We start from the raw sequence: 12,466 nt of genomic DNA, 5'->3' as shown, positions 1-12,466 counted from the left end.
GAAGATGACCTAGCGCCCGCCTGCCACATCGATAAAGGTGCCGGTGGCATAGGAGGCCTCGTCCGACAGCAGCCAGGCGATGGCGGTCGCCACCTCACGGGGTTCGCCGCCCCGTTGCAGCGGAATGGCCCCCTTGATCCTGTCCACCCGGCCGGGCTCGCCGCCGTCGGCATGCATGTCGGTGTAGATGAAACCCGGACGCACCCCGTTGACCCGGATCCCCTGGGCCGCCAGCTCCAGCGACAAGCCTCTGGTCAGCACGTCGACGGCCCCCTTGGCGGCGGCATAATCCACGTACTCCCCGGGGGAGCCCAGCCGGGCAGCGGCCGAAGAGACGTTGACGATGGCGCCCCCTGCCGTCATGCGGCGCACTGCCTCGCGGCAGCAGAGAAAGCAGCTGGTGACATTGGTGGTCAGGGTCTGGTTGATGCGCTCTGCGCTCATCTCCAGCACCCGCATCTGGGGCTGCAACCTGCCGGCGTTGTTGACCAGATGAGTGACGGGGCCGAGCCTCGCGTCCATCTCCTCGAACAGGCGCACCACCTCGGCCTCCACGCTGACATCGGCCTGCACCGCGATGCACTCGACCGGATGGGTGGCCAGGATCTCGGCCACCACCCCCTCGGCGGACGCCCTGTCCTGACGATAGTTGAGACAGAGATGGTAACCCTGCGCCGCCAGATAGCGGGCTGTCGCGGCCCCGATACCTCTGCCGCCGCCGGTGATCAGCACCCGTTTGTTCATGAACCCTCCTGGTTCCCGGTTTCGAAGACTATTTCGCATAGTACCTCATGTTGCCGACCACACCTCGTCCCGTAACGCCCGGCACCACAGCAAAGAGCCCGCACGGGGCGGGCTCTTGATGACAACAACGGGAGGGTGGCTATTTGAACAGGCCCTTGAGCAGCTGGTCCGCCACCCCTTTCACCCCTTCGTTGTCGGCCTTGTCACCCAGCAGCTTCTTGAGACCGCGCTCGGCCTCCTTGCGGGCCTTCTCCTCCAGCACCTTGTTGTTGCTGAGCAAGGCCTTCACGTCAAGCTTGTAGCTCGGCGCCTGCCAGTGGCCGCCGATGCGCACCGGTATGGTGATGTCCTTGAGCTCGTCCACCGTCTTGCCCCCCTGCCCCTTGCTGCTCTCCACCACGGAGGTGAGGAACAGGAAGTCGAGGGTCTCCGGCACCAGGGCCGTCTGGCCCTGCCCCTTCACCCGCAGGGCGGGGGCAAAGAGCTGGATGTCATCGCTCCTGGCAATCCCGTTGGCAATCTGGAAGCTGGCGGTGAGGGCGCTGAAGTCGGTCTTGCGCACCTCCTTCACCTGATCCGCCCCCTTGCCGGTCAGGGTGGCCCGCGCCTCGCGGATCATCTCCGCCAAGTTGATGCCGTGCAGGGCGCCATCGCTCAACTTGAGGTTTACCTTGCCCTGCATCCGGCTGCGCAGCGCCTGCTCGGAGAGTCCTGAGCCCTGCGCCTCGACCTCCAGATCCCCCTTGCCTTCCAGCAGGTCGGTCTGGGCCAGGGTCTGCAGCAGGGGCCGCACATCGACCCCTTGCACCCGCTTGTGCACCTGATAGCGGGCCGGCTGCTGACGGGCATCGAGCACGCCGCTGGCGGTCACCTTGCCACCGGCCACCCCGGCACTGAACTGCTTGAGGGTGAGCTGACCACCCGCCAGGGCCAGTTGCAGATCCACGGCGCTGAGATCCAGCCCCTTGAGGCGCAGGCTGCCCAGTTGCAGGCGGCCAGCCAGGTCCACCGACTTGAGGGCGGTCAGATCCGGTTCGGCCGTGGAGAGCGCCTGGGCGGCGGGTGCCGCAGCCTGATCCTTTGCTCCGGCCGGTGCAGCCGCCCCCGACGTGGCCGCAGCGGACGCCGTCCTGGCTGGCTGACCCAGCCAACTGTCCAGGTCGAGCTTGGCCCCCTTGAGGTCAAAGTCCACTTTGGGAACGGCCCCCAGACGAACGGCGCCGCTGCCGCTCAGCAGGGCATCGTCCGCTCCCAGCACCAGGTTGCTGAGGGCGACGCTCTGCTTGTCGAGCTCCGCGCGGGCAAAACCCGCCAGCTTCACCTGCATCTGCGGGCGCGGCAGGGCATCACCGCTCAGCTTGGCGGCCAGCACGGCATCCGATATCTCCAGCAGTTGCCGGTTTTCATCGAGGCGCGCCTTGAGGGTCCCCTCCAGCGTACCGGCCAGGGTCGGCTTGTCCGCCGCCCCCTGTGCCCCGCTGAGGCTAAGGCTCAGACTGCTCCACTCCCCCAATGCCAGCCGATCGGCCTTGAGGGTGAAGGCATCGAGCCGCTGCACCGGCTGGTTCAGGCTGCCGCTGAGATTGAGATCCTTGAGCTCGCTCTTCATGGCCTCCCGGGCCGGTTTGAGCTGGGCCTGCCCCTTGAGATCAAAGGCCAGATCCCCCTGTGCCCCCTTGGCCGCCAGGGTCACCGGTACCCACTCCCCCGGGGTCAACTGCCCCAGATCGAGATCCAGCCTGTCGAGCCGGGAGACGGTACCGCTGCGATCGTCCCGCACCAGGGCGCTGGCATCCACCAGCGCGATGCCTTGCAGGCTGATCTGCCAGGGCTGCTTGTCACTGGCAGCTGGGGGCGTCGTTGCGGCAGGCTCGGAGGCCGCCTCCTCCTTGGGGTCGGCGGAGGCCTTGAGCAGGTCGCTCAGGTTGGAACTGCCGTCAGCCTTGGTCTGGATAAAGAGATGGGCGCCGCTCAGGGTCACCTTGCCGATCTCAAGCCGGTGGGAGAGCAGCGGCAGCAAGCCTACCGAGGCCTCACCCTGCTCGAATCGCACCAGGTCGGGCTCGGCGAAACCGGCGGGGTTGCGCAGCGCCACCTTCTCGAGGGAGAGGCCGAGGCTCGGCCAGAAACGCCAACCGATATCCCCTTGTATCACCAGCTCGCGGCCGGTGCTCTTGCGCACCTGTTCCACCAGCTGGGGCTTGAACTGGTTGGGATCGATGAGGGACACCAGGGCGGCGATGGCCACCACGGCCGCCAGCGCCAACCCCAGCAGGATGTAGATGATCTTCTTCACGATGGACTCCTTGAATGCGGATCTTGTGGCTGACTATACCACCGGGGGGATGACAGATGGGGCCCGTCTGCCAAAACGGGCCAGCGGCGAGACAGGGATGGTCGCAGCTAGTGCAGCCAGCGCAGCTCTTCCAACGCGCGGCAATAAAAAGGGCCCCGCAGGGCCCTGATGATAGTGGATGGCTGGCGCCCGTCTCGCCCGGATCAAGGCTGACGCGGCAGCTCCCTGTAGCCCATCTCGTACAGGGTGAAGGCATAGATGTCCGCACTCTGCTCGATAAGTTTGGCCACCGGCGTGCCCGCCCCGTGCCCGGCATTGGTCTCGATGCGGATGAGCTGGGGATAGGGGCCGGCATTGTCGGCCTGCAGGGTGGCGGCAAACTTGAAGGAGTGGGCCGGCACCACCCGATCGTCGTGATCCGCCGTGGTCACCAGGGTCGAGGGGTAGCTGACCCCGGGCCGGACGTTGTGCAGCGGCGAGTAGCCCTTCAGGTAGTCGAACATCGCCTCGCTGTCGGCGCTGGTGCCGTAGTCATAAGCCCAGCCCGCCCCGGCGGTGAAGGTGTGGTAGCGCAGCATGTCGAGCACCCCCACCGCCGGCAGGGCGACCCGCATCAGATCCGGCCGCTGGGTCATGACCGCCCCCACCAGCAGACCGCCGTTGGAGCCACCTCGGATCGCCAGCCGATCGGTGCGGGTGTAGCCTTCGGCCTTGAGGTACTCGGCCGCCGCGATGAAATCGTCGAACACGTTCTGCTTGTTCATCCTGGTGCCCGCCAGGTGCCAGGCCTGGCCGTACTCGCCGCCCCCGCGCAGGTTGGCCACCGCATAGACGCCCCCCAGATCCAGCCAGTTGGCCACCGACACGCTGAAGCTCGGGGTCAGGCTCACGTCGAAACCACCGTAGCCATAGAGGATGGTCGGGTTGCTGCCATCGAGTTTCAGCCCCTTGCGGTAGCTGATGATGAGCGGCACCCGGGTGCCGTCCTTGCTCTGGTAGAAGCGCTGCTCGGAAACGTAATCCTCCGGTTTGAACGGCGCCGCCGAGGCGCGATAGAGGCTGATGGCGCCGCTCTTGGGCTCGAACCGGTAGAGGGTCGGCGGCTGGGCATAGTGCTCGAAGCCGAAGTAGAGGGCGGGATCATCGTGCTTGCCGTTGAAGCCGCTGACGCTGCCAAGGCCGGGCAGCGCCACCTCGCGCACTCGCTTGCCTTCGTAGTCGAACTGCTCGACCCGGGCGGTGGCATCCACCATGTACTCGGCGAACAGATAGCCGCTGCCGCTGTGCACTGTCAGCACCTGCTGACGCTCGGGGATGAGATCCCGCCAGCGCGCCGGGCCCGGGTTGGCGGCATCCACCGTCACCAGCCGACCGTTGGGGGCGTCCCGGTTGGTCAGCAGGTAAAGGGTGCTGCCCTGGTTGTCCACCAGGCTCACGTCCGCCTCCAGATCCCCCTGCACCGTCAGCAGCGGCGCGTTCTCTTGGCTCAGATCCTTCACATAGAGGCGGTTGCCGGAGGTGGAGTTCGCCGCCGAGATGAGCAGGAAGCGGTCATCCTCGGTGACGGTCGCCCCCACGTAGCGGTGGTGCTGGGCCGGGATGGCGCCGAACACCAGCCGATCATCCTCCTGCGCCGTGCCGAGCCGGTGGAAATAGACCTTGTGCTGATCGGTCTTGGCCGACAGCTCGCTGCCGTCGGGCTTGTCGTAGCTCGAGTAGAAGAAGCCCTCGTTGCCGAGCCAGCTGATGCCGCTGAACTTCACGTCCTTGAGGGGCGCCTCCAGCGGCTGCTTGCTCTCTACGTCCATCAGGTGGATCTCGCGCCAGTCGCTGCCGGCCAGTGACAAGGAGTAGGCTAGGATGCGGCCATCGCGGGAGAAGCTCAGCTGATCCAGCGCCGTGGTGCCGTCGGGGCTGAGGGTATTGGGATCGAGGAACACCTCCGCCGGCTTGCCCTCCAGCTGGCGCCACAGCACGTTCTGGTTCTGCAGGCCGTCGTTCTTGAAGAAGTAGTGGTAGCGCCCCTCGCGAAACGGCGCCCCCTCCTTGGCGTAGTTCCAGGAGGCGGCCAGCTTCTCCTTGATGGCGGCGCGATACGGGATCTGCGCCAGGTAACCCTGAGTCACCCGGTTCTGGGCCTTGACCCAGGCCTCCGTCTCGGGGCTGCGATCATCCTCCAGCCAGCGATAGGGGTCGGCCACGGCCTGGCCGAAATAGTGATCCACCTGCTCACCCTGGCGGGTGACGGGGTAGTGAAGGCGCGTATTCCCTGACATGGCATCCTCTCTGGTTGGCTGGCCGCTGCACGCACAGAGCAGTGACAGGGCCAGCAGGCTGACAATGGCTCGCATCGAGGCGGCTCCCTGCGGTTTGAGTGAGCGGGCAGGTTAACAAAGCGCGCCGGATGGCCCAACCCCCCGACCGGTGGCAGAGAATGGCCCGCCGACACGGGGGAGCCATATGAATTTTTTCGCTTAAGTTTGCCGCTTTATTTTGTTTGTTATCCGGCCCTTGGGTCACAGGATGGAATAAGACACCAGCCAACGTGAGCCATTCAGGATAAAGCATGCCGTACAGCTACCTATCACATCTGCGTTGCAGCAAGACCGGCGAGATAGTGGATGCCGATCAGCCCCAGCAGCTGAGCCCGGTCGGCGCCCCCTTGCTGGCCAGCTACGACCTCGAGGCCCTGAAGCAGGCCTGGCACCCGGCCGCCCTGCTGGGGCGCCCCGCCAGCCTGTGGCGCTACCACGAGCTGCTGCCGGTGCGCGACCCCGCCCAGGTGGTCACCCTGGGGGAAGGCTTCACCCCTCTGTTGCCGCTGCCGCGCCTCGGCAAGCAGGTCGGCATTCCGGATCTCTGGATGAAGGATGAGAGCATCATCCCCACCGGTTCCTTCAAGGCTCGTGGCGCCGCAGTCGGCGTCTCCCGCGCCCGTGAACTCGGTGTCACCCACTTCGCCATGCCCACCAACGGCAACGCCGGCGCGGCCTGGGCACTCTACGGCGCCCGCGCTGGCTTGCGCAGCACCATAGTCCAGCCGCAAGCAGCCCCCGCCATCACAAGACTGGAGAGCGCCCTGGCCGGTGCCCGCCTCTATCTGGTGGACGGCCTCATCAGCGACGCCGGTCGCCAGGTGGCCGAGGCGGTGGCCGAGCAGGGGCTGTTCGATGCCTCCACCCTCAAGGAGCCCTATCGCATCGAGGGCAAAAAGACCATGGGGTTTGAAATCGCCGAGCAGCTCGGCTGGACCCTACCGGATGTGATCCTCTACCCCACCGGCGGCGGAGTCGGCCTCATCGGCATCTACAAGGCGCTGCGGGAGTTGCAGGAGCTGGGCTGGGTGCAGGGACCGCTGCCGCGCCTGGTGGCGGTGCAGGCGAGCGGCTGCGCCCCCATCGTCCAGGCCTGGCAGCAGGGGGAGCACGAGTCGCGCTTCTGGCCCGACTCCCAGACCCTGGCATTCGGCATCAACGTGCCCAAGGCGCTGGGGGACTTTCTGGTGCTGGACGCCCTCTATCGCACCGAGGGGTGCGCCGTCGCGGTGGACGATAGCGCCATCCAGCGCGAGATCCGACAGCTCGCCGCGCGCGAAGGCAGCTTCGTCTGCCCGGAAGGGGCGGCCGCCTTCGCCGCCGCCCGCCAGCTGCGGGAAGCGGGCTGGATACGGGGGGGCGAGCGGGTGGTGGTGCTCAACACCGGCGCCGGCATCAAGTACCCTGACGCCATCACGGTCGTGCCCCAGCGGCTGCGCCGCGACGGGAGGATCCCGGCATGAGCTTCGACTGGTCCTTTGTTCTCACCACCCTGCCGGCGTTCGGCCAATCGGTCTGGGTCACCTTGCAGCTCGGCGCCATCGTGATCCTCACCTCGCTCGCCGTGGCGATACTCAACGTGACGCTGCAAAGCCTGCACAAGCCCTGGCTGAACGGGGTGATCCGCGCCTATGTGGAGCTGGCCCGCAACACGCCGCTCTTGATCCAGCTGTTCTTTCTCTACTTCGGGCTGCCGGCGCTCGGCATCTCGCTCTCCGGCTTTGCCACGGCGGTGATCGCCATGACCTTCCTCGGTGGCGGTTACCTCACCGAGGCGCTGCGGGCAGGCGTTCAGGCAATCCCCCCCAGCCAGCTGGAAGCAGGCCGGGCCATCGGCCTCTCCCGTTGGCAGCTGCTGCGCCACGTCCAGCTGCCCCAGGCCTGGCTCGCCAGCCTGCCGGCGCTGTTTGCCAACTTCATCTTTCTGCTCAAAGAGACCACGGTGGCTTCGGCGGTGGCGGTGCCCGAGCTCCTCTACACCACCAAGAACTACATCGCCCTCTACTACAAGACCTACGAGATGCTGGCGGTGCTGACCTTGATGTGCGTGCTGATCTTTCTGCCGCTCTCCCTTGCCCTGCGCGTCGTTGAAAGGAGGCTGCAACATGGTCAGTTCGGTCATTGAGCAACTGATGCAGGCACCTATTTTCCAGCTGCCGCCGTCACTCGCCACCCATGCAGAGGAAAGGAGGGATCACTATGGCCAGTTCGGTCACTGAATCGCTGATGCAGGCGAGGATCCCGATGTGGGCACTTATCTTCCTGCAGCTGCCGTCACTCGCCACCCATACACAAGAAGGGAGGGATCACTATGGCCAGTCCAGTCACTTAACAGCTGACGTAGGCGCTGCCGCTGCCGCTGCTGGCGGTGGGCGCGGGTCAGACCCTCGCCATCTCCCTGCTCGCCATCCTGCTCGCCACCCTGGGCGGGGTCGGTTACGGCGTGCTGGCCCAGCAAGGGGGAAGGCTGACTCGGGGAGCACTGCGGGTTTATCTGGAGCTGTTTCGGGTGGTGCCCGTGCTGGTGTGGCTCTATCTCTTCTTCTTCGGGTTGCCGATCTTTTTCGGCCTCGATATTCCGGCCTTCTGGTGCGCCGTGCTGGTGCTGGCCCTGTGGGGCGCCAGTGAGGTGGGGGAGGTGGTGCGCGGCGGCCTGGGATCCCTCGCCCGCGGCCAGCAGGAGGCTGGCCTGGCGCTCGGGCTCTCCCGCCGGCAGCTCTATCGCCACGTGCTGCTGCCCCAGGCGTTGCAACGGCTGACGCCGCCGACCATCAACATCTACACCCGCATCATCAAGACCAGCTCCCTGGCGGTGCTGATCGGGGTGGTGGAGGTGATCAAGGTGGGCCAGCAGATCATCGAGCGCACCTATGGCTCGCTGCTCATCTACGGTCTGCTGTTCCTGTTCTTTTTTCTGGTCTGCTATCCGCTCTCGCTCGCCTCGCGCCGGCTGGAGCAACAATGGGGTAACGCGGTATGACACCTCTGCTTGAGCTCAATGCTGTCAGCAAACAATTCGGCCAACACCGGGTACTGGATGAGGTCAGCCTCACGGTGAACCCGGGGGAAGTGATCGTCATCCTGGGGCCGAGCGGCTGCGGCAAGAGCACCTTGCTGCGCACCCTCAACGGGCTCGAACCCATTCAGGGGGGCAACATTCGCTTCGACGGAGAGTTGCTGGATGCCAGCACCGACTGGCAGCGGCTGCGCCAGCGCATCGGCATGGTGTTCCAGAGCTATCACCTCTTCCCCAACCTGACGGTGCTGGAGAACGTGCTGCTCGGCCCTGTGCAGGTGCAGAAGCGGGAGCGGCAGGAGGCCCTGCTGCAGGCGGAACAGCTGCTGACTCGCATCGGCCTGTGGGAGCGGCGCCACGACTATCCACGCCAGCTCTCCGGCGGCCAGCAGCAGCGCATCGCCATCGTGCGGGCCCTGTGCATGAACCCCCAGGTGATGCTGTTTGACGAAGTGACCGCTGCGCTGGACCCCGAGATGGTGCAGGAGGTGCTGGAGGTGATCCGGGATCTCGCCGGCAGTGGCATGACCCTGCTCATCGTCACCCACGAGCTGGCCTTCGCCCAGGCGGTGGCGGATCGCATCGTCTTCATGGACGGCGGCCACATCCTGGAGCAGGCCGCCCCCCATCAATTTTTCGACAATCCCAGGAGCCAGCGTGCCCGCCAGTTCCTAGCCAAGTTTTCTTATACAACTGTCAGCAAACGAAAGGAGTCAGCATGAAGATAATTACCTCGGTCCTGTTTAGCGCCCTCATCGGCCTGGGCCTCGCCAGCGGCGCCGCCCAGGCAGAAGACGGTTCCCTCGCCAAGATCAAGGCGCGGGACAAGCTCATCGTCGGCGTCTTCACCGACAAGCCGCCGTTTGGCTATGTGGACGAGAAGGGCAACTACGTCGGCTTTGACACCGATCTCGGCCGCCGCTTCGCCAAGGATCTGCTGGGGGACGAGAACAAGGTCGAGTTCGTGGCGGTGGAGCCCGCCAGTCGCATCCCCTTCCTGCAGAGCGACAAGGTGGATCTCATCCTCGCCAACATGACGGTGACCCCGGAGCGGCGGCAGGTGGTGGACTTCACCAACCCGAACCTCAAGGTCGCGGTGCAGGTGCTGGTGCCGGAAGGCAGCGACGCCAAGAAGCTCGACGATCTGGCCGGCAAGCGGCTTATCGTCACCACCGGCACCACGGCCGACATCTGGCTGACCCGCAACCACCCGGACTGGAAGGTGCTCAAGTTCGAGAAGAACACCGAATCCCTGCAGGCGCTGGCCCAGGGCCGTGGCGATGCCTATGCCCAGGACAACCTGGTGCTGTTCAGCTGGGCCAAGGAGAACCCGGGCTATCGGGTGCTGCCAGAGAAGCTGGGCTCGGAAGACCCCATCGCGCCGGCGGTGAAGAAGGGCAATATCGAGCTGCGTGACTGGGTCAACGACCGTCTAGCCAAGCTGGGGGAAGAGAAGTACCTGCTCAAACTCTACGACCAGTATGTGCGCGACAAGCTTAGCGCCGATACCGATCCCAACGACGTGATAGTGGAAGGAGGCAAGTGGCAGGGTTGAGCCCTGCCCCCACAGCAGTGCTGAGTGTGAAGTGTGTGATCTTTGGTTCCGTTGGTCTGCAAACCGCAAGGTTTGACCTTTCCAGGCGCCCCCTCCAGGTGGCGCCTTTTTTTTGTTTGCAAGACCCCGGCAGGCGGGACACCCGCTCTGTGAGCCAGCTCCCCCAGCCCCGGGATGCCCTGTGCCATCCTCACTGAAACGGCAGCGGGAGGAGAAACCCATGTGGATAGAGGCCGAGCCCGTCTACGGCGCCCTGGTGTCCCTGGCCATCGGGCTCATCATCGGGCTGGAGCGGGGCTGGCAGGTGCGCCAGCTCGGAGACAACCAGCGCATCGCTGGGATGCGCACCTATGGCCTCATCGGTCTGCTCGGCGGGGTCTGCGCCCTGCTGCTGCCCACCCTGGGCGCCTGGCTGGCCCTGCTCGGTCTGCTGACCGTGGTGACGGGGTGCGGCCTCTCGGTCTGGCTGGCCCAGCGCTGGCAGGGGGAGTTCGGCCTCACCAGCTCGGTAGCCATGGTGCTAACCTACCTGCTGGGGCTGATGTCGGTGCTGCAGAGCCCGAGCGAGGCGGTGGCCTGCGCCGTGCTGGCGGCCCTCCTGATGGGGCTCAAGGGCAAGATCCAGCAGGGGATGCTGTTCTTGAGCGAAATGGAGTTTCACGCCACCCTGCGCTTTCTGCTCATCTCCCTGGTGCTGCTGCCGGTGCTCCCCGATACCGAGATGGGTCCCCTCAATGCCTTCAATCCCTTCAAGATCTGGCTCATGGTGGTGGTGATCGCCGGCATCTCGTTCTGTGGTCACTTCGCGGTGCGCCTGCTCGGCACCCGCTCCGGGCTGGTGCTCACCAGCATGCTGGCGGGGCTCGCCTCCTCCACCGCCCTCACCCTGCAATTTGCCCGCCTCAACAAGGAGCAGGGAGGGCTGGAGCGGCTGCTGGCCACCGGCATCCTGCTGGCGGGGGCCACCATGTGGCTCAGGCTGCTGGCACTGGTACTGATCATCCACGGAGAGCTGGCGCTGCGTCTGGCTGTCCCCCTGCTGCTGCTGGCAGCCATCGTCTACGGCTTTGCCTTCTGGTTCTGGCGCCAGCGGGAAGAGATGCCGGACGGCCCGGTACAGCCCGAAACCCGCAACCCGCTGGATCTCGCCACCGCCATCAAGTTCGGTCTGCTGCTCGCCCTCATCGGCTTCATGGCCACCCTGCTGCAAAGCAAGGTGGGCAACTCCGGGGTCTATCTGCTGTCGCTGGTCTCCGGCATCACGGACGTGGACGCCATCACCCTCTCCCTCTCCCAGCTCGCCCAGAAGGAGCTGGCCCTGGAGGTGGCGGCCAGGGGCATACTGCTCGCCGGGCTGGTCAACTCCCTGGTGAAAGGGGTGCTGGCACTGGTGATTGGCGGACGCAGCCTGGGGCGGCGGGTCTTGCTCCCCTACCTCGTCTCCATCCTGCTCATCCTGCCCCTTGTCCTGTGACAGGATGACGGGGATCACCTGACGGGCCCGGCACTCTGACACCCCCTCCCCTTGTCGCGTATACTGCCCCCTCTTGCAGCAGGAGGAGATGACCATGGCAAGCGACTGGGACAAGGTACTGGCGGGGGGCGCCCTGGACAGCCAGAGCGAGGAGATAGCGAACGACCGCATTCGCGGCCAGGCGCTGCTGAGCCGACTCAATGCCTCACCGGCGGGAGAGCACGCCCTGCGCCAGCAGATCTGCCGTGACCTCTTCGCCCACTGCCCCGACTCCTGCTGGATCAGCACCCCCTTCACCTGCGAATTCGGCCGCAACATCCACATCGGCGAGAAGACCTTCTTCAACTTCAACGTCACCATACTCGACGTGGGCGAGGTGCACATCGGCAACCATGTGCTGCTGGCCCCCAACGTGCAGATCTACACCGCCACCCACACCATGGACTATCTGGAGCGACGCAACTGGACCGCCTACAACAAGCCGGTGTGGATAGGCGATGACTGCTGGATTGGCGGCGGAGCCATCATCTGCCCAGGCGTCACCATAGGGCCCCGCTCCATCATAGGGGCTGGCGCCGTGGTCACCCGGGACATCCCGGCGGACTCCCTGGCGGTGGGCAATCCGGCCCGGGTGATCCGCACGTTAAGCCCGGACGAGACCCGGGATCCGGCGCTGCTGTCATGATGGTGCTGGCCCTGCTGCCCCTGGGTTGGGCCGGCTGGCTCGGGGTGCGGGATGCGAACTGGTGGCCGCTGGCCCTGATCCTGTTGATGAGCCTGCTGACCCTGGCTGCCTACGCCTGGGACAAGCGCCAGGCCATTCGTGGTGGCTGGCGCGTGCCCGAGGCCCGTCTGCATCTGCTTGAGCTGTGCGGCGGCTGGCCCGGCGCCCTGGTAGCCCGCCAGTGGCTGCGCCACAAGACCCAGAAAGGGAGCTATCGCCTGCGGTTCTGGGCCATCGTCTGGGGGCAGTTGCTGCTGCTCGGGATCTGGCTCGGCTGGCCGATCTGGCAGGGGATCTGAGCAAGCAGAGAGCAGGAGAGTCACAGGTTAAGGTTCTAAACCA

At 65.7% G+C, this 12,466-nt stretch carries 11 protein-coding genes; 8 read left to right on the top strand and 3 right to left on the bottom strand.

The annotated features are described in order from the left end of the window. Positions 1 to 9: 9 nt before the first annotated feature. The 3 genes from AB5Y93_RS20510 to AB5Y93_RS20500 all read right to left on the bottom strand — a co-directional run bounded on the left by AB5Y93_RS20510 (position 10) and on the right by AB5Y93_RS20500 (position 5,391). The gene (locus tag AB5Y93_RS20510) at positions 10 to 744 is read right to left on the bottom strand and encodes an SDR family oxidoreductase (protein WP_368230346.1); all 735 of its coding nucleotides are present in this window, start codon (positions 742 to 744) and stop codon (positions 10 to 12) included. Positions 745 to 883: 139 nt separating this feature from the next. After that, complete coding sequence (locus tag AB5Y93_RS20505; protein WP_368230344.1) at positions 884 to 3,040, bottom strand: AsmA family protein; 2,157 nt, start codon at positions 3,038 to 3,040, stop codon at positions 884 to 886. A gap of 203 nt (positions 3,041 to 3,243) precedes the next feature. Then, the gene (locus tag AB5Y93_RS20500) at positions 3,244 to 5,391 is read right to left on the bottom strand and encodes a prolyl oligopeptidase family protein (RefSeq protein ID WP_368230342.1); all 2,148 of its coding nucleotides are present in this window, start codon (positions 5,389 to 5,391) and stop codon (positions 3,244 to 3,246) included. Positions 5,392 to 5,606: 215 nt separating this feature from the next. Here AB5Y93_RS20500 and AB5Y93_RS20495 point away from each other — a divergent pair, with 215 nt between their 5' ends. The 8 genes from AB5Y93_RS20495 to AB5Y93_RS20460 all read left to right on the top strand — a co-directional run bounded on the left by AB5Y93_RS20495 (position 5,607) and on the right by AB5Y93_RS20460 (position 12,423). Further along, positions 5,607 to 6,818 (top strand): threonine synthase, encoded by a 1,212-nt coding sequence (locus AB5Y93_RS20495; protein ID WP_368230341.1) that lies wholly within the window; start codon positions 5,607 to 5,609, stop codon positions 6,816 to 6,818. Continuing rightward, on the top strand, positions 6,815 to 7,480 hold the full coding sequence (locus AB5Y93_RS20490; RefSeq protein WP_194760338.1) for an amino acid ABC transporter permease: 666 nt from the start codon (positions 6,815 to 6,817) through the stop codon (positions 7,478 to 7,480). The genes AB5Y93_RS20495 and AB5Y93_RS20490 overlap by 4 nt, the downstream gene beginning before the upstream one ends. Positions 7,481 to 7,702: 222 nt before the next feature. Then, a complete protein-coding gene (locus AB5Y93_RS20485) occupies positions 7,703 to 8,335 on the top strand; it encodes an amino acid ABC transporter permease (RefSeq protein WP_368230398.1) in 633 nt (210 codons plus the stop codon). After that, a complete protein-coding gene (locus AB5Y93_RS20480; protein ID WP_368230339.1) occupies positions 8,332 to 9,093 on the top strand; it encodes an amino acid ABC transporter ATP-binding protein in 762 nt (253 codons plus the stop codon). The genes AB5Y93_RS20485 and AB5Y93_RS20480 overlap by 4 nt, the downstream gene beginning before the upstream one ends. Continuing rightward, positions 9,090 to 9,926: a transporter substrate-binding domain-containing protein gene (locus tag AB5Y93_RS20475; RefSeq protein ID WP_039040560.1), complete on the top strand. Its 837-nt coding sequence runs from the start codon at positions 9,090 to 9,092 to the stop codon at positions 9,924 to 9,926. The genes AB5Y93_RS20480 and AB5Y93_RS20475 overlap by 4 nt, the downstream gene beginning before the upstream one ends. A gap of 220 nt (positions 9,927 to 10,146) precedes the next feature. Beyond that, entirely contained in the window at positions 10,147 to 11,400 is a 1,254-nt protein-coding gene (locus tag AB5Y93_RS20470) for an MgtC/SapB family protein (RefSeq protein WP_128313080.1), read from the top strand. A gap of 94 nt (positions 11,401 to 11,494) precedes the next feature. Next, the gene (locus AB5Y93_RS20465; RefSeq protein WP_368230337.1) at positions 11,495 to 12,085 is read left to right on the top strand and encodes a sugar O-acetyltransferase; all 591 of its coding nucleotides are present in this window, start codon (positions 11,495 to 11,497) and stop codon (positions 12,083 to 12,085) included. Continuing rightward, positions 12,082 to 12,423: a DUF1294 domain-containing protein gene (locus AB5Y93_RS20460; protein WP_045522034.1), complete on the top strand. Its 342-nt coding sequence runs from the start codon at positions 12,082 to 12,084 to the stop codon at positions 12,421 to 12,423. Before AB5Y93_RS20465 ends, AB5Y93_RS20460 begins: the two co-directional genes overlap by 4 nt. Positions 12,424 to 12,466: the final 43 nt, after the last annotated feature.

The organism is Aeromonas sp. R10-1, assembly GCF_040908465.1.
Classification (GTDB): Bacteria; Pseudomonadota; Gammaproteobacteria; order Enterobacterales; family Aeromonadaceae; genus Aeromonas; species Aeromonas caviae.
Note: the sequence above shows the minus strand (reverse complement) of the source record. Positions and strands in the feature narration are given on the sequence as shown.